The sequence below is a fragment of the Chryseobacterium sp. genome (assembly GCF_008831505.1).
Lineage (GTDB): Bacteria > Bacteroidota > Bacteroidia > Flavobacteriales > Weeksellaceae > Marnyiella.
The window spans coordinates 1428778-1450704 of record NZ_CP044507.1; the positions used below are offsets into that span (position 1 = coordinate 1428778).

At 44.3% G+C, this 21927-nt stretch carries 22 protein-coding genes; 16 read left to right on the plus strand and 6 right to left on the minus strand.

Annotated features, from left to right (window positions below; all coding sequences use genetic code 11):
- Positions 1–35 precede the first annotated feature (35 nt).
- The gene (gene pdhA, locus F7R58_RS06705) at positions 36–1040 is read right to left on the minus strand and encodes a pyruvate dehydrogenase (acetyl-transferring) E1 component subunit alpha (RefSeq protein WP_158064164.1); all 1005 of its coding nucleotides are present in this window, start codon (positions 1038–1040) and stop codon (positions 36–38) included.
- Between the two features lie 70 nt (positions 1041–1110).
- Between pdhA and F7R58_RS06710 the strand changes: the two genes are divergently transcribed.
- The 11 genes from F7R58_RS06710 to F7R58_RS06760 all read left to right on the plus strand — a co-directional run bounded on the left by F7R58_RS06710 (position 1111) and on the right by F7R58_RS06760 (position 11939).
- Complete coding sequence (locus F7R58_RS06710) at positions 1111–1749, plus strand: phosphatase PAP2 family protein (protein ID WP_229723785.1); 639 nt, start codon at positions 1111–1113, stop codon at positions 1747–1749.
- Between the two features lies 1 nt (position 1750).
- Positions 1751–2194: a BlaI/MecI/CopY family transcriptional regulator gene (locus F7R58_RS06715; RefSeq protein ID WP_158064165.1), complete on the plus strand. Its 444-nt coding sequence runs from the start codon at positions 1751–1753 to the stop codon at positions 2192–2194.
- A 20-nt stretch (positions 2195–2214) separates the two neighbouring features.
- Positions 2215–4008, plus strand: coding sequence for a DUF4153 domain-containing protein (locus F7R58_RS06720; RefSeq protein ID WP_158064166.1), 1794 nt, complete (start codon positions 2215–2217; stop codon positions 4006–4008).
- Between the two features lie 158 nt (positions 4009–4166).
- Complete coding sequence (locus tag F7R58_RS06725) at positions 4167–5627, plus strand: right-handed parallel beta-helix repeat-containing protein (RefSeq protein ID WP_158064167.1); 1461 nt, start codon at positions 4167–4169, stop codon at positions 5625–5627.
- A gap of 45 nt (positions 5628–5672) precedes the next feature.
- Entirely contained in the window at positions 5673–6068 is a 396-nt protein-coding gene (locus tag F7R58_RS06730; RefSeq protein WP_158064168.1) for an acyl-CoA thioesterase, read from the plus strand.
- Positions 6068–6628, plus strand: a complete 561-nt coding sequence (locus tag F7R58_RS06735) for a helix-turn-helix domain-containing protein (protein WP_158064169.1) — start codon at positions 6068–6070, stop codon at positions 6626–6628. Before F7R58_RS06730 ends, F7R58_RS06735 begins: the two co-directional genes overlap by 1 nt.
- Before the next feature lie 76 nt (positions 6629–6704).
- Complete coding sequence (locus F7R58_RS06740; RefSeq protein WP_158064170.1) at positions 6705–9281, plus strand: copper-transporting P-type ATPase; 2577 nt, start codon at positions 6705–6707, stop codon at positions 9279–9281.
- A 104-nt stretch (positions 9282–9385) separates the two neighbouring features.
- Positions 9386–9922: a type 1 glutamine amidotransferase domain-containing protein gene (locus tag F7R58_RS06745; protein ID WP_158064171.1), complete on the plus strand. Its 537-nt coding sequence runs from the start codon at positions 9386–9388 to the stop codon at positions 9920–9922.
- Positions 9923–9935: 13 nt separating this feature from the next.
- Positions 9936–10538, plus strand: coding sequence for a hypothetical protein (locus F7R58_RS06750; protein WP_158064172.1), 603 nt, complete (start codon positions 9936–9938; stop codon positions 10536–10538).
- The gene (locus tag F7R58_RS06755) at positions 10528–11253 is read left to right on the plus strand and encodes a DUF72 domain-containing protein (protein ID WP_158064173.1); all 726 of its coding nucleotides are present in this window, start codon (positions 10528–10530) and stop codon (positions 11251–11253) included. Before F7R58_RS06750 ends, F7R58_RS06755 begins: the two co-directional genes overlap by 11 nt.
- Positions 11250–11939, plus strand: coding sequence for a Sir2 family NAD-dependent protein deacetylase (locus tag F7R58_RS06760; RefSeq protein ID WP_158064174.1), 690 nt, complete (start codon positions 11250–11252; stop codon positions 11937–11939). The genes F7R58_RS06755 and F7R58_RS06760 overlap by 4 nt, the downstream gene beginning before the upstream one ends.
- Before the next feature lie 120 nt (positions 11940–12059).
- Here the strand turns inward: F7R58_RS06760 and F7R58_RS06765 are convergent, their stop codons facing one another.
- From F7R58_RS06765 to F7R58_RS06780, 4 genes are read right to left on the minus strand one after another with little or no spacing between them, the layout of a single operon-like run.
- Positions 12060–12704, minus strand: coding sequence for a response regulator transcription factor (locus tag F7R58_RS06765; RefSeq protein WP_158064175.1), 645 nt, complete (start codon positions 12702–12704; stop codon positions 12060–12062).
- A 4-nt stretch (positions 12705–12708) separates the two neighbouring features.
- Complete coding sequence (locus F7R58_RS06770) at positions 12709–13482, minus strand: sensor histidine kinase (RefSeq protein ID WP_158064176.1); 774 nt, start codon at positions 13480–13482, stop codon at positions 12709–12711.
- Positions 13483–13486: 4 nt separating this feature from the next.
- Positions 13487–14155, minus strand: coding sequence for a hypothetical protein (locus tag F7R58_RS06775; protein WP_158064177.1), 669 nt, complete (start codon positions 14153–14155; stop codon positions 13487–13489).
- A 10-nt stretch (positions 14156–14165) separates the two neighbouring features.
- Positions 14166–14552, minus strand: coding sequence for a hypothetical protein (locus tag F7R58_RS06780; RefSeq protein ID WP_158064178.1), 387 nt, complete (start codon positions 14550–14552; stop codon positions 14166–14168).
- A 70-nt stretch (positions 14553–14622) separates the two neighbouring features.
- Here F7R58_RS06780 and F7R58_RS06785 point away from each other — a divergent pair, with 70 nt between their 5' ends.
- The 3 genes from F7R58_RS06785 (at position 14623) to F7R58_RS06795 (ending at position 18026) form a co-directional block, all read left to right on the plus strand.
- On the plus strand, positions 14623–15288 hold the full coding sequence (locus F7R58_RS06785; protein ID WP_158064179.1) for a YggS family pyridoxal phosphate-dependent enzyme: 666 nt from the start codon (positions 14623–14625) through the stop codon (positions 15286–15288).
- Positions 15289–15390: 102 nt separating this feature from the next.
- Positions 15391–16575 carry a sigma-54-dependent transcriptional regulator gene (locus F7R58_RS06790; protein WP_158064180.1) on the plus strand — a complete coding sequence of 395 codons (1185 nt, stop codon included), beginning with the start codon at positions 15391–15393 and terminating at the stop codon, positions 16573–16575.
- Between the two features lie 62 nt (positions 16576–16637).
- Complete coding sequence (locus F7R58_RS06795) at positions 16638–18026, plus strand: MATE family efflux transporter (RefSeq protein WP_158064181.1); 1389 nt, start codon at positions 16638–16640, stop codon at positions 18024–18026.
- Here the strand turns inward: F7R58_RS06795 and F7R58_RS06800 are convergent.
- Positions 18016–19881, minus strand: a complete 1866-nt coding sequence (locus tag F7R58_RS06800) for an endonuclease (protein ID WP_158064182.1) — start codon at positions 19879–19881, stop codon at positions 18016–18018. The genes F7R58_RS06795 and F7R58_RS06800 overlap by 11 nt on opposite strands.
- A 193-nt stretch (positions 19882–20074) precedes the next feature.
- Here F7R58_RS06800 and F7R58_RS06805 point away from each other — a divergent pair, with 193 nt between their 5' ends.
- On the plus strand, positions 20075–21202 hold the full coding sequence (locus F7R58_RS06805; RefSeq protein WP_158065417.1) for an acyl-CoA dehydrogenase family protein: 1128 nt from the start codon (positions 20075–20077) through the stop codon (positions 21200–21202).
- A 170-nt stretch (positions 21203–21372) separates the two neighbouring features.
- Entirely contained in the window at positions 21373–21828 is a 456-nt protein-coding gene (locus tag F7R58_RS06810) for a hypothetical protein (RefSeq protein ID WP_158064183.1), read from the plus strand.
- Positions 21829–21927 lie beyond the last annotated feature (99 nt).

A 21927-nucleotide genomic window follows, 5' to 3' on the forward strand; every position in this document is an offset into this window, starting at 1 on the left:
AGGAAAAGCTGCGGGCTCACTTTATAGTCTGATTACTAGTTATTTTCCACCTTGTCCAGGAAAGGATAATCTTCCTGAGCATAAACATACTCGTAGATTTTTTCAGGATCCGGGTACGGTGAATTCTCCATGAACTCTATGCAGTCTTCCACGAAAGCACGGGATTTGTTGTCAATATCTTCCAGTTCCGCTTCAGTAGCCCAGTTCTTTTCAAGAATTCTCTGTCTGATCAGCTGTATCGGGTCGTCCTGTTTGTGAAGTTCCACCTCATCCTTGCTTCTGTAATGCTCGGCATCAGACATGGAGTGACCTCTGAAACGGTAGGTACGTGCTTCAATAAAAGTTGGACCGTCGCCTCTTCTGGCTCTTTCAATAGCTTCGTAAGCGATCTCGGCCACCTTTTCAGGATCCATAGCGTCCACCGCCATACACGGCATTTCGTAGCCCAACCCAAGTTTATAAATGTCCTCGTGGTTAGCCGTCCTTTTTACTGAAGTACCCATGGCGTACTGGTTGTTCTCTACAACAAATACCACAGGCAGCTTCCAGTTCATTGCCATGTTAAAGGTTTCATGCAGCGAACCCTGTCTGGCCGCACCATCGCCAAAGAAACAGATATTTACAGCCTTACGGTCAAAATATTTATCGGCAAAAGCAATTCCGGCTCCCAAGGGGATCTGACCACCAACTATACCGTGTCCGCCATAAAAACGGTGCTCCTTACTGAAGATGTGCATAGAACCGCCCATACCGCCGGAGGTTCCTGTAGCCTTACCGCAAAGTTCGGCCATAATCCTTTTGGGATCCACACCCATGGCCATGGGGTGAATATGACATCTGTATGCGGTAATCATGCTGTCCTTGGTAAGGTCCATGGCATGTGCAAATCCGGCAGGAATAGCTTCCTGGCCATTGTATAGATGTAAAAATCCTCTGATTTTCTGTTTTAGATAGAGTGAGCGGCATTTGTCCTCAAACCTTCTCCACATGGTCATGTCATTGTACCACTGCAGGTAAACTTCTTTTGAAAATTCTTTCATTATAAGCGAAAATTATCAGGCAAAAATAGGAAAAATCTTTGGCTCGGCATAACATTAGATTCACCGTAAAATGGTTAGTTTTACCAAGCAGTTCCATCCTATGACGCCACCCAACGCAAATACCCCGCCGCTGATCCTCATTTCCAGGTTAATATCCAATTTTTTCAATCCGCTTACCTCGCTTTTCCTGTATTATGTATATTACAGTTACCTGCATTACGGTTGGCAGCAGGCCTTATTGGAGTTCATGCCCATCCTTTTTATATTGATCCTGCCTGTAAGCATCTGGATTTACTGGAATTATAAAAAAGGGAATTACAGCAATATGGACGTTTCCAACCGTGAACAGCGTAAGAGTCTCTATATGATGATTGCGCTGGCGCTTTTGGTTTATCTTGCCGTAAACTACCTTTTGGACGGTCAGGTAGACCTCACGGTCCTCTTTCTTTTTGTGCTTCTTATATTGATGCAGATCAGCAACTTTTACATTAAAAGTTCCATGCATACTGCCCTTAATTTCTACACTGCTGCGCTTTTCTATACCTTCGATCCGCTGGTAGGACTTGTCTGGTGTGGGATTGCTGTGCTGGTAGGCGTAACCAGAGTGATCCTGAAAAGACATACTCCCAATGAGGTGCTGATGGGCGCAGTGCTGGCTATCGCCGTATCTTTTGCCTATCTTTATACCGACAACCTGCTTAGTAACTGATATGAACATAAACAGCCTGACCACTGCCGAGGAAAAACTGATGACCGTACTCTGGAAACTGGACTCCTTTTATATGAAAAATGTGATGGAGGATCATCCGGAGCCCAAACCGCATCAAAATACCGTATCCACCTATCTTAAAATACTTGTGGAGAAAGGATTTCTTTCTACAAGCCGGGAGGGACGGATCTTTAAATACAAGGTGGTAATCCCCTATGAAGATTACCGCAGATTTCTGTTAAGGAATTTCCTGACTCAGTTCTGCAATAACTCACCTGAAGAATTACTGAACCTTCTCCAGAAGGAAAAAATTCTGCAGCCACAATCCGTGAAGCCAATCGAGAAAGCAGATGTAAAACCTAAGAAGGAGAAAAAGAAGCAACGCTTTAAAATTGCTGAAGAAATACTAAAAACGGGAAAGAAGAAAAAAAAGAAAAAGAAATAATCTTTAAGTAAAATACGGTCATGAAAGGGAAACTCAAGGAAATTTATGCTCTTGCCGATGACACTTTATTCCGCTATCCGCTGATTATAGCTATGGCGGTAACCGCTGCAGCTTCTGCGGCAACGGCTATTGAACTTGGAGGTTCAGCAAACAGTTTCCGGGTCACCAAACTTATGCTCGTTTCATGTTTGGGAATTTCACTGCTGTTCAGTGCCAGGATGTTATCTCAACGTATCGGAAAAGGTTCACTTCTTGAAATGGCAGCACTCGTCCTTCTTTCAGGTTATTATTTTATTCTGCCGGAAAAGGAAAAGGATTTCACAGAGATGTATGCCTTCATACTGATTCCTACATTCGTCTTGAGCCATTTGCTGGTTTCCTTTACTGCTTTTATGGGTAAGGCTGATGAAATTCAGTTCTGGCAGTTTAATAAGAACCTATTTATAAATCTGTTTCAGACAGCGGTTTTCACAGGTGTCCTGGCCGGCGGCGTTATGCTGGCAATACTGGCTGTAGATAAACTCTTTGATCTTGAACTTGATGAATTGCTGTACCCCAAAACCTTCGCTGTTTTAGCAATTTTCGGCAGCTGCTTTATCTTTCTGCTTTTTAGCGGACGAGGGCTTTCCCAACTTGAGCAGGATGCTAAATATCCTCAGATCCTGAAATTTTTTACACAATATGTTCTCATCCCGCTCCTTCTGATATACCTGGTAATCCTTTATTTTTACTCCGCAAAAATTGTTATCAACTGGGAGTTACCGCGCGGCTGGGTATCCTACCTGATCATCGCTTACGCGGTAGTTGGTATACTGGCACTGCTTCTGGTGTTCCCGCTTAAGAATGAAGGCGGGAAGTCGTGGGTGAAAACTTTCAGCAGTGTTTTCTATTATACCCTTGTACCTCTTATCGTGCTGCTTTTTACCGCCATCTTTACACGCATTCTGGAGTACGGTTACACGGAGCCACGCTATTATGTACTTCTTATAGCTGTTTGGCTTACATCCGTTGCCGTTTATTTCATTATCTTTAAAAAAGCCGGTATCCTGTTCATACCAATATCCCTTTTTGTACTCATTTTTCTGTCTCTCACTTTGCCCTATTTTAATGCTTTGGCTGTATCAAAAAGAAGTCAGCAAAATGAACTTGCGCAACTCCTGGCCTCCAATCAGTTGTTGGTGAAGGGTAAGATTGACTTCAGCAGGCAAATACCTTCCAAACAGGTAAGTGAGATAGCCGATAAATTCAATTTCCTTTACCAAAGAAATGATGAAACTGGCCTGAAAAAATATCTGGACAGTCCGCATCTCCGTATTTTAAATAAATCAGCCGCAGGTAAGTCCTACCGGGACATCAGCGGCCCGATTGCAGGATTTTTTAAAAATGTGAAACCGGAATTAAATACATTCAGACGCTGGGAAATTTACGCTCCTGCACAGCCCTATTCAACTGAAGGTTACCAGTATGTTGTCAAATTGAACAGCTTTGAAAATCAAAATGAAACCGAGGCGCTGCAAGTTAACGGAGACAGGATTTCCTTCATCAACCGCTGGGACAGAAAAAGACAGGTTTTAGAACTCAAAGTCAACAGTGACGAAAGCTATAACCTTCTTCCTTTTATTAAAGGTATGGTGGCGAGCCACACTGCTCAAAAGGAACGCATTCCCGTAGGCGATATCTCAACCGTCGCTGATTTCAATAACTACCGGATCAAAATCATTTTCGCAAGCATCATTTATGATGAAGCGAATCCAAACCAATATTATTTTTCTGATGGATTCCTGCTGATTAAGGAAAAAGAAAACAGTAAGTAATACACTTAACACATTATACAGCAGTAGCTCCCGTGTCCGGGAGACTTGTGCTAAAATTCCTTATCTTTATTACCTGAATTTCATCACTGACGCACAGACGGCAGAATCTGCGCTCCAGCTTATACACAATCCCATTTCGGTCATTAAAACTTATCGTTATGAAAAGAATATCTTTACTTTTTACTTTTTGCCTTTCGCTCATTCTTAATGGGCAGTTCACCAGTCCGGGCACAGGAATAACCTACACTTTAACAAGTCTTTCGGCCGCTGCACCCACGGTACTCGTAAATAACGGTACTTCGTACACGATGACGGCCAATGTAACCATAGCGGGTGGAGATACCCTCCTGATGGACGAAAATACCACGCTTACCATCAATCCCGGAATAAAATTAACAGTAGCCGGAACCTATAATACCACAGCAACAAGTTTAACAATAACTTCTGGAAATGCTTTATCGGTGTTCAACGGAATTCAGTTTGATGCCGGTTCCACTGTGGCCATGCGTAATACTACCCTTGAATACGGCGGCGGAATACGGGTTTCAACAGGTAATTTCCTGATGGATAACTGCATCGTGCGGGATTTCAAGGCGGGATTGGTTACCAGCGGAACCATGTCATTCTCCACTGGAAGTCCCATTGTGCAGAATTCGCAGTTCCTTCAGAATGATTATCCGGCATTTTCGTCGGCTGCCAATGCTACAGTTTCTGCAGTTTTCCAGAATAATTACCTTTTCGGAAATTCAAAACTCAATACCAACAGACCGCAGATCAATATGGGTCCCGGTGGTGCCGATTCGCTTAAGATTATAAATAATACGATTTTGGGTAACCGTGCGCTTACGATGGTGGGCGGTATTTCGGCTTCTGCACTGATTGGAGGCACCAACAGGGTGAAAATCCTTAACAATACAATTAAAGACAACCGTTATGGCATCACGATGGCAGGAAGTTCTTCCGCAGGAATTATCAAGGGAAATATCATTGAGGACAATGACTCCCAAAACCTGCCTAACAGCGGCGGAAGCGGCATTTCGCTGTCTGCGACCAGTGACCAGCTTTATGTTACCCAAAATCAGATCCGAAGGAATCTTTGGGGCATTACCCTGCTCTCCAATGCTCAGGTGAATCTGGGCAGTGATGCACCGGGGAACATCAATCCGGGACAGAACATCTTTAAGGATAACGGTAATGGTGGAAACCTTTACGCTCTTTTCAATAACACACCGAATACCATCCAGGCCAAGTTTAACTGTTGGCGTGAAACGGAGCTGTCCACAGATGCCATGGTCGAAAGTGTAATTTCACACCAGGCAGATGATCCGGCACTTGGTCCGGTGATTTATTCACCCTATAACTGTGCCGTCCTGAAAGTTGCTGAACCGGAAAATATCAGCACCGCCCTGTATCCAAATCCGAGCAACGGCGATTTTATTTTTGAATCTGCCAAAGCCGGAAACCTTAATATTACCGACCTTTCGGGCCGTCTTGTTTATTCGGCATTGGTGCAGAAAGGAAAAAACAGTTACCGGTTGAATGTGCCACAGGGTGTTTATATGATTGTTTTCATTTCAGAAAGGCAAAAGATTTCGAAGAAACTTATAATCAGACAATAACAGCACAGGAACAGAGTAATAACCGGATCAATAAAATTTAAGACTGTGAACTATCATACAAGAAAATGGATTAAACCCGAGGACCTTAATCCCAACCATACCCTTTTTGGTGGCAGACTGCTGCAGTGGATTGATGAAGAAGCAGCGCTATATGCTATTGTGCAGCTGGAAACGCCACGGTGTGTCACCAAATATATTTCTGAAATTAATTTTATAAGTTCCGCAAAGCAGGGAGACATTATTGAAATCGGAATTGAGGCCATAAGTTTTGGCCATACTTCTATCACCCTGGCTTGTCATGTACGCAATATGATGACCCGCCAAACCATTATTACGATAGACAGGATCACCTTTGTAGGTGTTAATGAGGAAGGGAAGCCTACACGCCACGGAAAAACAAAAATAGAATACATTTCCGACCGCCTGAAGCTAAAAGAGTAATGCAGATTAATATTAAAAATATGGTTTGCGAGCGTTGTATAGCAGCGGTGAGGAACATTTTTGATCTTCTTGATGTAAAGCTGGAGAAAGTACAGCTGGGAGTGGTGGAAACTGTTAATGAACTCAGTCATCAGGATCTGGACCGTTTGGAGCAGGGATTGAAGACACAGGGCTTCGAACTTCTCAGGTCGCAGGCGGAAATACTGACCGGTCAGGTGAAAAACGAAATCGTTCTGCTGATTGCCGGACTGGACATCGCCGAAGACTTTCTATTATCCGGGTTTCTGTCTGCGCGGTTTCATAAACACTATACCGCCATTTCAAAAACCTTTTCACAGCAGGAAAACACTACGCTGGAACAGTATTTCATCCACCAGAAAGTGGAGAAAGTGAAAGAACTCCTGCTGTATGGCGAGTTGACGCTCACTGAGATCTCAGGTAAACTGGGGTATAAAAGTGTTCAGCATCTTTCTTCGCAGTTCAGGAACATTACAGGCTCCAGCCCAACCGACTTTAAGTCACAAAACCGCTCCGGCCGCATCCCGCTGGATAAAATCTGAATTTTATAAGCATAATCTATGTACTTGTAACTGCTTCCCGTCCAGTTTCAGGACCTTTGGTTTTCAAATAAATAAAATGGAAAACCTACATCATAAACCACAGCAAGTACCCCCTTCCGAAAGGATTTCGCCAAGTTCTGTATATTTCTGTCCGATGGAATGCGAAGGCGAAAAAGTATATTTCAGTCCCGGCAAACGGTGCCCCGTCTGCAATATGTTCCTCGTCCCTATAGAGGAGCGCGCCGATTATCGGGATAAAGCGCCCACCTTCTCAAAAACAAACCTCCCGGAAAGCTTCAGCACCAAAGTGGGTCAGTATTTCTGTCCGATGTTCTGCGAATCCGACAGGACCTACACCACGGATGTGGGCTGCCCGGTTTGCCATATGCACCTGGAAGAAATCACACCCGAATTTATTGCAAATGCACAGCCTGTACCGCATGGTCATAGGCCAGAGGTCCCCGAGCCTGAAAACCTGAAGGCTCATGCGGGAAAATACTATTGCCCAATGTTCTGCGAAGGTGATAAGGTGTATGACAGTAATGTGGGCTGTCCGGTGTGCGGAATGAACCTTGTACAGATCCCGGGTAAATCAGGAGCTGGGGAGGATAAAACTTATGAAAATCTCAGGAGGAAGTTCTTCACCGCACTGGCTTTTACAATACCTGTCTTTATACTGTCCATGGGAGGCATGATTTTCAGCTTTCCGTTTTCACACCGGATCCAGGGCATACTTGAACTGTTACTGACAATCCCTGTTCTTTTCTATTCAGGTTGGTTCTTAATGAAGCGCGGCTGGATCTCTTTCCAAACATGGAACCTCAATATGTTCAGTCTCATTGCGCTGGGAGTGGCGGCCGCTTTCCTGTTCAGTCTCGCGGCTCTGCTCTTTCCTGATATCTTTCCGCATGAGATGAGTCACAGCGGAAGTATTCCCCTGTACTTTGAAGCAGTATGTGTCATACTGACCTTGGTCATATTGGGTCAGCTGTTGGAAGCGGCAGCGCACAGGAAAACGGGTGGCGCCATAAAGGAATTGTTGAGCCTGTCACCCGATGAGGCCACACTCCTTATAAACGGCGCGGAGAAACGTGTACCGCTCTCAGAGGTAAAAATAGGCGACCTGCTGAAAGTCAAGCCCGGTGAGAAAATTCCTGTGGACGGAAAAATCACCAACGGTAGCTCTGCGGTAGATGAAAGTATGATCACCGGTGAACCCATACCTGTACAAAAAAGCGCCGGTGACCGTGTAAGCTCCGGAACGATTAACGGTAACAGTGTCTTTACCATGCAGGCTGAAAAAGTAGGCGATGAGACACTGCTTGCACAAATAATAAAAATGGTCCATGAGGCCAGCCGCAGCAAGGCACCCATACAAAAAATCGCCGACAGAGTTTCAGGGATCTTTGTACCTACTGTGATTGCAGTATCAATACTGACCTTTGTTGGATGGCTGGTATTTGGCGGCGAAAACAGGATGACAATGGCATTCCTCAATTCCGTAGCAGTACTTATCGTTGCATGTCCATGTGCGCTGGGTCTGGCCACACCAATGAGCCTTATGGTAGGCATTGGCAAGGGCGCAAAAAATGGGGTTCTCATCAGAAATGCCGAGGCGCTGGAGCAAATGCATAAAGTAGACGTACTTATTACGGATAAAACGGGGACCTTGACGGAAGGAAAACCTGGCCTGGAAGATATTTTCATATTTAATGGAGCCGGCAGAACCCAGGTTCTTGAACTGGCGGCGGCACTCAACAGCAATTCGGAACACCCTCTCGCTGATGCCGTATTGACCGCATTCAGTGATCAAAATACAGACAAGCCTGTTGGTCCGCCAGCTGTTCATAATTTTGAAAATATTGCCGGAAAAGGGCTTAAAGCAGAGTTAAATGGTTCTGTACTCCTCCTGGGCAATCAGGCATTACTTGAACTGTTTGATGTTAATATACCGCAAGCCGCGGCCGAGCACGCTGCGCAGCAGCAGGGATTGGCAAAAACAGTTTCCTTCCTGGCCAAAGATGCCGGTGTTCTGGCTGTTCTCAGTTTCTCAGACCGGATAAAGCCTTCGTCAGATTCAGCGGTAAAACATCTTCGCCAACATGGAGTGGAAGTAATAATGATGTCGGGTGACAATGAACATACCGCCGGCGCCGTCGCAAAAAAACTTGGCATCACTGAATTCTACGGCGCACAGCTTCCGGCAGATAAACTTAATAAAATTAAGGAACTGCAGCAGAAAGGTAAAATCGTGGCAATGGCAGGCGACGGGATTAACGACGCACCTGCACTGGCTCAGGCAGACGTAGGAATCGCAATGGGCACCGGTACGGATGTGGCTATTGAAAGTGCAGAGATCACGCTGCTGAAAGGTGATATCACAGGCGTTGCAAAAGCCCGCATCCTGAGCGGCCAGCTGCTGAAAAATATCAAACAGAACCTTTTCTTCGCCTTTGTATACAATGTTTTTGGCATTCCGATTGCAGCTGGTTTGCTTTATCCTTTTTTCGGAATATTACTCAGCCCAATGATTGCGGCCGCGGCCATGAGCCTGAGCTCGGTATCTGTCATTCTGAACTCTTTGAGGTTAAATTCGGTGGATATCAATGTAAAGGACTTGCACCACACCACTCCCAAAGGACGCGATTGCTGATTGCTACGAAAAAGGAATTGGTGATTCGACTATGTAAAAGTAAAAGTATCAGCCATAAAAAATAACGAACAATTAAACACCAAATAATATAAAATAATAAACCTATGTCAAATCTGGAAAAAAAGAAAATTGCTGTACTTGCAGCAGACGGTTATGAACAGTCTGAACTCGACAAACCTGTAGAAGCGCTTAAATCGGCAGGTGCCGACGTGAAAATTATTTCACTGAAACCCGGTAGTATAAAGGCGATGAAAGACCACGAATGGAGTACTTCCGTAGAGGTGGACCATATCGTAAAAGAAGTTAAGGCTGATGACTTCGACGCACTGCTGCTTCCGGGCGGAGTAATCAATCCCGACACTCTGCGTGCTGATGAAGTTGCCGTTAAGTTTGTGAAGGATTTCTTCACTCAAAACAAACCTGTGGCGGCTATTTGCCATGGACCTCAAACTATTATTGATGCTGAGGAAATAAAGGGCCGTAAGATGACCTCCTTTAACGCGATTTCGAAAGACCTGATTAACGCAGGTGCCAACTGGGTGGATGAGGAAGTCGTGACCGACGGAAATCTTACAACCAGCCGGAAACCGGACGACATCCCGGCTTTTAATGAGCGTATACTGCAGGAATTCGGTAAATAGTCAAATCTTACAGATGCACGAGAAGATACCACCGCAGCAAAAAGGTGCGAAAACGGATACTAAATCAGAGGTAAGCTTTGAAAGTCCTGATTTGGCACGTACCCATTTTCAAACTGTTAAAAAACGTTTTCTCGATATAAATTCCTGGGAACTTTTTGCAGGTGAGGAAAAAGCGGAGTTTGCGCTTCGCGATTCAAAAGGCACCCTCCTCCTCAGGGAACCGCTGGTCGGCGATTATATTACAATTAAGGTTCCGGGACTGCATAATACCGGACCTGACGGTTATGACTGGGTGCAGATTGAGGAGATTGATAATGAAACATCAGATATGAAAGACTGTGCTTATATCCGTGTACGGCCCGTTGCAAATCCAACCGTACCTGAAGATTCAACCGCTCATTTTTTCGGTCCGGAAGCTACTTCTAATTTCCTGATCTGGCGGGAAGACAAAACCGTTGGCGCCGAGGTTCATGGCAGAAATGAGATTCCCAATACAGAGGATGTAAGTCTGCTGGAGAAAATCCGAAACGGACTGGTGGCCATTGGTGGGATGTTTATTGCCAGCGAATTTCAGTGGAGTTCCTTTACTGACGGTCTCCTGAAATATGAGAAATAAAATTTATATAGGATGTGCGGGATTTACAGGCAGGAACTGGAAAGGGATCTTCTTCCCGGACTGCCTTGCCTCTAAGGAAGAGCTTTCCTACTATTCCACACGGTTCAATGCGGTAGAAATCAATTCCACTTTCTACCGCAAACCGCGTGTAACTACGCTGGAGAACTGGTATACACGGTCAGCAGAAGATTTCAGGTTTTTCGTTAAGATGCCAAAAACCTTTACTCATATTCAAAAACTGCAAAATTCGGCTCAAGATATTTTGGAGTTCTGCTCATATATCCGGACAGGATTAAAAGAAAAGCTGGCCGGCTTTCTTTATCAGTTTCCGCCAGGTTTCCATTACAGTCCTGAAAATCTGGAGACAGTCCTGAAAAACATTCCGCCGGGTTTTACGAGTGTTACCGAATTCCGGCATGAGTCATGGTGGCGCAGTGACGCTGCAAAAGTTCTGGCAGACCGGAGTATTGTGTTCGCAGGAGTCAGTTATCCCGGCAGGATTCCCAATGAGATAATCACAGTTCACCCGAAGATTGCCTATTACAGGCTGCACGGCGTGCCGGTTATGTTTAAATCGGAATACAGCGACCAATTCCTTTCAGCAATTGCAGAAGAGATTGAGGAAAGCGGAAGAGACTTTTACGTTTTCTTCAATAATACCTGGGGGACGGCCGCCTTGAAAAATGGTCTTGATCTCATGAAAATCATCCAATGAAAAAAAATCTTGTAGTTCTATCCGGCGCAGGCATCTCTGCTGAGAGCGGTGTGCGTACTTTCCGCGACAGTAACGGTTTGTGGGAGAATCACAGAATTGAGGACGTTGCCACACCTGAAGGGTTTGCTAAAAATCCGCAGCTCGTGCTGAATTTTTATAATGAAAGACGCCGCCAACTGAACACCGTAAAGCCTAACGAAGCCCATAGGATTCTGGTGGAACTGGAAAAGGATTTTCATGTTCAAATCATCACCCAAAATGTAGATGATCTGCATGAACGGGCCGGTTCAAGCCAGGTACTGCATCTTCACGGCGAACTGAAAAAAGTGAGACCGGTAAATTCCCAAAGTGATGCCATATTATGGGAAGGAGACCTAAATTTTGGTGATACAGATGCTTATGGAAATCAGCTGCGCCCTCACATCGTATGGTTTGGAGAAGAAGTACCGGCTATAGAAGAGGCACAGCATATTGCTTCGGAAGCCGACATCTTTCTCATTATCGGAACCTCATTGCAGGTCTATCCGGCGGCGGGTCTTTTGCACAGTATTCCTGACGGTTGCGAACTTTTCGTAATAGACCCTCACCTTCTAAACAGTTTCGCCGCAGAGGAAAATTTCTTTAAAATGAATGCTACGGAAGGGATGCGTTTGCTGCTTCCGCGACTGAATGCGATTGGCAGCTAATGAAAAGAAGCCAGCAAAGCCGGCCTCCATTCATCATTTGTGTTTTGGTGTTCTGTTTTCAAATTTAAATGAACTTCAGTACTTAGAAAAGAGGTAAACCACCTTAATACACTTTACTTTTTAAATCATATTATGTTTAAGGGCAAAGAGTACAAGTCCTACCCTACTTTTAACATCCATTTTCGCAAATACGCTGTCCCGGTAACCGTCTATGGTCTTGGGGCTCATGCACATTTTGTCTGCAATTTCCTTATAGGTTATTTCCGTACAAGCCAAACGTAAGAATTCCTTTTCTTTAGCCTTGAGTTCGTCCAGAATATTTTTAGCCGTATCTTCTTCATTCTTCACCTTCATCAGACGCTGAGTCAGATAATCCGTATAAAAACTGCCTTTACTGTACACCGTCTCAATGGCTTCGAACAGCAGCTCAGGTGACATATCTTTCAAAAGGTAACCCTTGGCTCCGGCACGCATCATTCTGATAATCGTATGCTCATTATCCTCCATAGTAAGCGCAATCACTTTAACTTTCGGTTTTTCGCGGTGCAGCCAGGCGGTAGTTTCAACACCGTCGCGAAACGGCATGTTAATGTCCATCAGAACCACATCGGGATCCACCTTCTGGCTGTTTAAGCTGGCAATGAAATCATCTCCGTTGCAGCAGTTATAAACCACTTCATATTTGGGATTGGCAGAGATCATATCTTCAATAGCTTTTGAAACCATTTTATGGTCATCAACGATGGCAATCTTAATCCTGTACATACTTTCAGTTTTTGGGATAAACAATTTTCACTTCGGTGCCTTTGTCCTTTACCGAATCTATTGAAAAGGAGGCATTTATTACTTTTGCGCGGTTGGTAATATTACTTAGGCCGCTGCCGTCTTTGCCGGTATTTTCGGGCAGTCCTATGCCCTGGTCAATTATGCTTATTTCAAGTGTTTTGGTGCAGTCGTCCAGGATTATGTCAAGCTTCTTGGACCGTGAATGCTTCAGCACGTTATTCAGGCATTCCTGTATGATCCTGAACAGAATCAGTGAATGTTTAGGATCGATTTGGATTTCCTTCACATTATGGATGTAATTTACTTCCATGAAATCCAGCTTCCTGATGCGGCCTACCTCACGTTCGATTGACTCAATAAGTCCAACGTGCTCAATATGATGAGAAATAAACGTCTTGGAAAGGTTACGGATATCGCTGATGCACTCGCCCAGCAGTTCATTGATTTCTCTCAGAAATTCCCTGTCACCGTTCTGCAGCTGTGAACTGAGTTTGTTATTAAGCAGTTTTGCTACAGAGAGTTTCTGGCCAATATCATCATGAAGTTCCTGACCCACATACCGAAGCGTCTGCTCCCGCATCTCAATCTGGGAAAGGGCCAGTTCCTGTGCAAATTTCAACTCCTTTTCCTGCTCCTGCAGGATGAGCTGCGATTTTTTCCTGAGGAACCCAACGTAAATCAGGACCATCATGCTGAGGACCATCAGTATAATAAGAGAAGAAAAGATAATCAGCAGTTCTGCACCTTCAAATTTCATTCTATTAAATTATACTTTTTTTTTGATTTTTCGCAAAAAAAATTCCGGCAAGCATAATTGAATATCCAATGATATTGATGGAATACAGCATAATATAGAAAATGAGCTTTTCTGTGTCCAGATCTATCCTGTTACTGAAAAAAAGAATGGGTACCAGACCAACATAGATAAAAGTAAGGCTTACAGCTACAAAAAAAGGGTAAAACGCCTTAATAAGCAGGATTTTATCAGAGTTAAAGGTGTCATTCAGAAAGATAAACAGCGAGACCAGAATCAGAAAAATACTCGTGAAATTGGTAATGTCCGGAAATACGTAAAAGAAATTCTCCACCAATACGGCAGACAAAGCAAAGTTTATTAAATGTGCTGCTACAATTCCAAGCTGTATCCTCCTGAGTTGGGGATTCTGCATCAGTTTATAAAAATAGACCAGAAACAGCAGGTATACGATGCCTATAATCCCAATTACATAATAAATAGTGGTAACCTGAACAATATGAAGACGCTGCAGAACGATCGTCGTTACCTCTGTAATAAATGTAACGCTCATTGCCGCGATTACGATTTCAATATGTTTACCCAGATATTTGCGGTAAACTACCATCAGCAGAATAATGGCCAGGTACAGCAAATTAACCGTGGTGCTGCCTAAATCTTTTATTAGATCCATCATAACTGTCTGTTTAGTAAGGAGGGCAAATGTTTGAAAAATCCAGTGCAGACAGCCCGTCTATTGGTGTACAGCTTCCGTTGGTACCGTCGTCACCACGCAGAAAAACAGTTTGATGACCGGTATTGCCAGGCTTCATTCTGGGGCTGAAATAACCGCCTGGGTACTGCCCAAAGCATACAGTTATACTGACGTTTGTAATGCCCTGTGCTTCGGCGTGGGATTTCACATAATCCAGGAACTGCTGTACAATGTCCAGTTCAAAACTGCATTCCAGCGTATCGGGAGAATTCTCCGGACGGTTGGCATTTATCAACGCATAATTCCCCTCCTTATAAGTGCTCACAAGTTGCTGCTCCTCCTCATCCGTTAGGAGGTGATCGTTTAAGTTACCCATCATTTGTGTTTTAGTGTTCAAAACAAATTTATGGTATATTTGGCGTTTGGAAAACAGGAAAAACACCTTTTTTATGAATTCTGATTCAATTGGTGACCGTTACTACAATGTTCGGACACAATTACCACCGGAAGTACAGTTGGTTGTAGTTACAAAAACCCATCCTGCAGATACTGTGCGGGAAATATATAATTTAGGTCACCGCCATTTTGGTGAGAATAAGGTACAGGAAATGCTGACCAAACAGATGGAATTGCCCGCTGATATCAAATGGCATCTGATCGGACACCTGCAGACCAATAAAGTGAAGCATATTGCAGAATTTATCCATCTCATAGAAAGTGTGGACAGTGAAAAACTGCTTCAGGAAATAGACCGGCAGGCGCAAAAACACAACCGCACCATCAATGTACTGCTTCAGGTAAGAATTGCTACTGAGGAGACCAAATTTGGCCTGGAAATTTCCGAAACCAGGGAGCTTTTCAGCCAGTGGACTCAGGGCCTCTACCCTAATGTAAAAATCTGCGGGCTTATGGGTATGGCCACCTATACAGATGATCAGGAGCAGGTAAAACGGGAATTCAGCACCTTAAAGCGGCTTTTCGATCAGCTGGCGGTCCAGAAGGAAATTCAAATCTTATCCATGGGTATGAGCGGTGATTACAAACTGGCCATAGAGTGCGGATCCAACTCAGTGCGTGTGGGTTCGGCCATCTGCGGTGCACGCGATTATCAGTGATAGACCGGAGGTTGAATTATTCCTGTCAAATTTACCGGCCATTGGGAACGGTTTTTGTTACATATCCAAACTTAATAATAAAATTAATCCAATCCAGCTCTTATGCAGAAAATCCTTATCGTAGAAGATGAAACCGCTATCTCCAGCGTGCTTCAAAGTATTCTGTCAGATGAATTGCCAACGTATGAATTTACTATAGCCGCCGATGGGCTTGAAGGCTTTAAGTATATTGAGAAAGAGGATTTTGACCTGATTATATCAGATATTAAGATGCCGAAGCTTTCGGGAACAGAACTGCTGAAACAATCGCTGCAGGTAAAACCGGATTCCACATTTGTAATGATTTCCGGCCATGCCGACATTGATACAGCTGTGGACTGTCTGAAAGAGGGAGCCTACGATTTCATCTCCAAACCAATTGACATCAACCGTTTGATAACCAGTGTTAAAAATGCGCTGGATAAGGAAAAATTGGCTAAGGAAAATAAAAATCTTCAGAAAGAAAATTCAACATTAAAGAAGAAGGTTAACAAGAAGTACCAGATGATTGGTGAGAGTCCCGCGCTCAGGAAAATCCACGAAATGATTGCTAAAGTTGCCACGTCAGATGCCCGCGTACTCATAACAGGACCTAACGGTGCTGGTAAGGAACTGGTAGCACACGCCATACATTCACAAAGTGAAAGAAGCCGCGGACCAATGGTAGAGGTGAACTGCGCGGCTATTCCTTCAGAACTGATTGAAAGTGAGCTTTTTGGGCACGTAAAAGGTTCATTTACCGGAGCCATAAAAGATAAGCAGGGAAAATTTGAACTTGCGAACAATGGGACCATTTTCCTGGACGAGATTGGCGATATGAGTCTTATAGCTCAGGCTAAGGTGCTGCGCGCCCTTCAGGAGAGTAAAGTTTCACCGGTTGGTAGTGACAAGGAAATAAAAGTGGATGTGCGCGTACTTGCCGCAACCAACAAAAACATGCAGAAAGAAATTGAAGCCGGCAGATTCAGGGAAGACCTTTACCACCGTCTTTCTGTCATTGAAATCTATGTACCCCCTCTGGACGAAAGAAAGGAAGACATTAAACTGTTGGTTGAATATTTCGCCAAATCCTTGGCAGACGAACAGGGAACCGCACCAAAAGTCTTTGAAGAGGGTGCCCTGAAAAGCCTGGAAGCATTTTCGTGGACCGGGAATATCCGCGAGCTCCGCAATATTGTTGAGCGTCTTATCATTCTGGGCGGAAGTACGGTTACGGCTGATGATGTGGCCGCCTTCGTACGAAAATAATTAGCCGTTACAAATCACTTTATAAACATAGTTTGCAGTAATTTTGCTGCAAACTTTTTTTAATGCTCCTTAACCGAAAATACACCAGAGAAGCGCTTATCCTTGCAGTTCCCGTGATGCTCACCCAATTGGGGCAGGTTTCTGTGCAGCTTTTTGACAATATCATCGTAGGTAACCTTTTGGGTGCCAAAGCATTGGCCGCAGTGTCGTTGGGAAATGCTGTTTTTTTCTCTGTATTCGTATTCGGACTGGGAATTTCATTTGCTATTCCGCCGCTTGTTTCAGAAGCACACGCGCAAAAGAAACACCACCGCATCAATTCAGTTTTTCGCCACGGATTTGTGCTTAACATCGCTGTAGGACTGCTCCTTATGTTGCTGCTTTTTGGTTTTATTCCCCTTCTGCCCTTCCTGAACCAACCGGCCGAAATCATTCCCGATACCCAGGACTATCTCTTAATGATGGCACTGAGTGTTTTGCCCTTCATGGCTTTTCAAACTTTAAGGGAGGTATCTGAAGGTTTGGGTTACACCGTTGGAGTTACCGTGGCTACAATTATTGCAAACGTTGTTAATATTGCCCTGAACTATATTTTAATAAAAGGATTGTTCGGATTTCCACCTATGGGGGTAAAGGGATCGGCGATTGCTACACTAATAGCCCGTGTTTTTATGATGATTTTGCTCTATTTCATTCTGCGAAAGCACGAAACAACAAGACGTTATGTAATCGCTTTCACTCTTAAGCTGAATGAATTGCGGGGCAAAATGTTCAGCCGGATGCTCAAACTGGGCTTACCTACCGCTTTCCAGATGTTTTTTGAAGTTACAGCGTTTGCCGGCGCCGCGTTTATCTGTGGACTTGTAAGCGCAACAGATATCGCCTCTCATCAGATTGCACTCAGCATGGCCTCATTCACGTTCAACCTCTGTATTGGTTTCAGTGTTGCTTCTACAGTAATGGTTGGCCGTAAAATGGGCGAAAAGAACTTTGTGGAACTGCGTGCTCTGGGTATTAACAACCTTAAACTTTCATTTATCTATATGACGGTTTGTGGACTGTTCTTTATCTTCGGCCGCGATGTGCTGCCCACCTTCTTTACCCGGAAAGAAGATGTAGAAGTTATAATGCTGGCGTCCCAACTTCTGATCATCGCAGCACTGTTTCAGCTGTCAGACGGTGTACAGGTTACGGCACTGGGAATCCTGCGGGGGATCCAGGATGTAAAAATCCCGAGTATTCTCACCTTCATAGCCTACTGGGTCATTACCATTCCACTGGGTTACATCCTGTGCGTCACCCTGGAAATGGGTGCTTTCGGGATGTGGATAGCTCTTGGTCTGGGACTCACGATCTCCGCGGTGATGCTGGTGGTCAGGTTTTTCAGATTATCCGCCAAAAAAATCAGGGAGCAGGCAGCCAGGAGGGACAATGGACTTCCTATTGCTTGATGAACCGGAAAGATTTTGTGTTTACCCTGATAAAATAAACCCCTGACGGCAACTCTGAGACATCAACACTTTTCTCCTTCTGGTTTGAGAACTTTAAAGTCCTGATTAGTCTGCCGGAAAGGTCAAAAATCTGCGCATGTGTGGCTTTATCACCTACATCCCTCAGATAAAGCAGGTCCCGCACCGGATTCGGATAAATTCCTGCCTCAGAGTTGGTGACTAAATTATCAGCGACAGTCAGAGTACCTAAATTCTGGCAGTAATCGGTTGGATAATTCTGCCATTCAGCAGGATTGAAAAGCGTATTGGGTTGATTTGCGTACTGCCTGTAAAGGGAAATATCTCCCAGACTGTTGAACGTGTCTTTTGTGCCAACGACATCTACAGTAGTGTTACCCTTGTAGGCAAGTTCCACATATTGCGTACCGGTGAAGGTAAGCGGATCTGAAGCAGTGACAAATTTAGCCTGTTCGTTGCTGTAACAGTTAAAGGTTGCGCGCGGATTCCGCACTACAAATGTTTCACCTGCTGCTGCTTTTCCTTCCAGTTGAAATGATTCGGAAAAATAGTAATTGCCGTTCACCGAATTGTAGAACTGTATCCTTAAGTTATAATTGTTCAGGTTTACCTCATGCCCTTTATTGTTACTGATCTCTACGGCATTGTTAAAACCGCTGCCGTCAATGAATTTGGTGATCATCAGATCCTTCGCGTAGGAATCGCTGTAAAGTGTCGTTGCTGAAACCGGATTGGTGACAGCTGATTCCAGATAACCTTTGTCAAAGGACCGAACTGTAAATGTATAAGCGGTATCAGGAGTCAGGCGGTCTACAGTAACTGTATTACCCTTAACTGTGGTGAAAGGAATCGGATTGCCGTTGATATAAACATGATATCCCAAAACATCAGCATCCGCACTGGGTGTCCAGGTTAAAGTTACAAAGTGTGCACCGGTTGCTGTTACCGCCAGACCGGACGGCGCTTGAGGAGGCAGCGCATCCGGAGTTTCGGACCATATTAAATCTACCCAGCCGGGATTGTCAATAAAGGGGTTTCTGTTTTTCTGGATGCTGTACACCGCGTTGTTACGTTCTGTTTCGCGCGTAGATACAGGATCACTGCTGTGCCACATTTTCAGCATCTCAAGATACCCCGGATCAAAAGCATATTCTGCTGTACCGTTCAGGACGCTGGTATCATTTGCCGGTCCCGAGCCCGCTAAATAATTGAATGACCGTAGCTTGGATTCGTACCTTACTGCAAAGTACAGGATCATTCGTGCCACATCGCCCTTGTACTCATCTACAGGTTCATACACCCTGCCGCTGTAAGCATAGCCGAGGGTGTTGTCACTACGGATCTTGGATGTGTTTGTAAAAGTGTAGAAAGTTGAACCTCCACCAACAGCATGCGGATAATTACTTCTAAGTTGGTTAATGCGTGCATCTGTGGGAACCACAAAGTGCAGGTCCGAATACATCGGATAATAACTGTCAAAAGTGCTTTGCGGAATGATGTGTTCACGGTTGTAGCCCACTCCTTCTGTTGATGCTGAGCCCGTCAGCTGACTGACCGTATACTCATACGCATCCGGTGCACCGGGAATTTCAGAATAAATATCGAGCAGGATATCATTGTTGGCTGACCCATGGTCGTCATACCTGTCCAGATCGGTTATACCGTAATAAGCGGGCAAATCGGCATAATTCCAGTTATAATTGCGTGATATTATTTCGTGCACTTTGCTTTTTAATGCATAACCTGAAAGGCCGGCAGTTCCGTTATAATAACCCGCAGGAACCTGCGCGAAAAGTACCGCTGGCGCAAAACAGGCAAAAAAGACAATTTTTTTCATTGAAAATTTAAAGGGGTAAAATTACTCATTTCAGCGATATAGCAGCTAAAAGATAAGACCGCAACCTTACAGCTTACGCTAAACTGTTTTTCAGCTTTAATACAAAAGGATAATGATTATACGGCAAATATAATTTCCTACTCGGCTACTTTTTAAGTATATTTGGCGACAAAACAAATTTATGGATATCCAGATGCAAGACAACATCAAAATGGTAGCAGAAACTGCAAGAGATTTTGCTGAAAAAAATATTAGACCAAATATCATGGAGTGGGATGAAAGTCAGACTTTTCCTGTTGAACTTTTTCACCAGCTTGGCGAAATGGGCTTCATGGGAATCGTAATTCCTGAGGAATACGGTGGTTCCGGTCTTGGCTACCATGAATATGTAACCATACTGGACGAAATCTCGCAGGTAGATCCTTCTATCGGCCTGTCAGTTGCAGCTCATAACTCACTCTGCACCAATCATATTTATGAATTCGGTAATGAGGAACAAAGACACAGATGGCTGCCAAAACTGGCTTCCGGTCAGGTTATCGGTGCCTGGGGCCTTACCGAGCACAACACAGGCTCTGATTCCGGCGGAATGAGCACAACGGCAGTAAAAGACGGTGACGACTGGATCATCAACGGAGCTAAAAACTTCATCACCCACGCCATCTCCGGCGACATCGCAGTTGTCATGACCCGTACGGGTGAGAAAGGAGCAAAAAACAACTCCACGGCTTTTGTTCTGGAAAAAGGAATGGCCGGATTCACTTCAGGAAAAAAAGAGAATAAACTGGGTATGAGGGCTTCCGAAACAGCGGAACTTATATTTGACAATGTGCGAGTACCCGATGCGAACCGTCTTGGCGAAGTTGGTTCCGGATTTAAGCAGGCAATGAAAATTCTGGATGGCGGTCGTATCTCCATCGCAGCGTTAAGCCTTGGTATTGCACGTGGTGCCTACAAAGCAGCCCTGAAATATTCTCAGGAAAGACATCAGTTCGGAAAGCCGATCAACAGTTTCCAGTCCATCAATTTCATGCTCGCTGATATGGCTACGGAAATTGACGCAGCTGAACTTCTGATCCAGCGTGCTTCCAACCTTAAAAATGCCAAAAAGCCGATGACCAAGGAAGGCGCGATGGCAAAACTTTACGCTTCTGAGGCCTGTGTACGTATTGCGAACAATGCAGTGCAGATTTTTGGTGGCTATGGATATACTAAAGATTTCCCGGCAGAAAAATACTACAGGGACTCCAAACTCTGTACAATCGGCGAAGGAACTTCTGAAATCCAGAGACTGGTTATTGGAAGAGAGATCTCCAAATAATAAAATCAGCTAAAACAGATATAAACACTCCTTCTTTGGGGTGTTTTTTTATGTATTAAAGAAAAACGCTCCATTTAGATAGAGCCGCATTTGTTGTTTAGATCAACTCACTATTTTAAAGGTTTTGAATTTCAAATAATTATTACATTTATATAGTAAAAGTAAATGCCATGGCAACAGAAAATATTTCCGGCAAACCCTCTCTGGCAGCTACAATTACTGCTATTGCCACACTGGTAACCGCGGTAGGTGGTTTTATCTATACGCTCAGATCGGGAAATTTAGGGGCAGAAAACAGTAAGGACAAAGTACAACCTGCAGTTACCGTACACGTACAGAAGGTGGAAAAGATCATGAACGGTACCGTAGGGAAAATGCAGGCAGTATTTACATTAACTTTTAATCCAAATAGTAGCACGGTGACGGGAACTTACTACAATAATGCAAAGCCCCGGAATATCTACGACCTGCGTGGTAGCATCAGCGGCAATAACCTGCATTTGAATGAGTATACAAATGGGGTACTAAGTGCAAAATGTGTTTTAGAGGCCGACGGCCGCGGCTGTTATACAGGAACCATGTATAATACTGACGGCCGGATATTCCCAATGCAGTTCTGCGAATGATACGTCGTCCGGTGTTAATGTAACCGAAACAGACTTATTAAATGGCAGTCAAACTATTTCAGGTACCTGCCGGAATCTTTACCTTTGGGAAAATTTAAT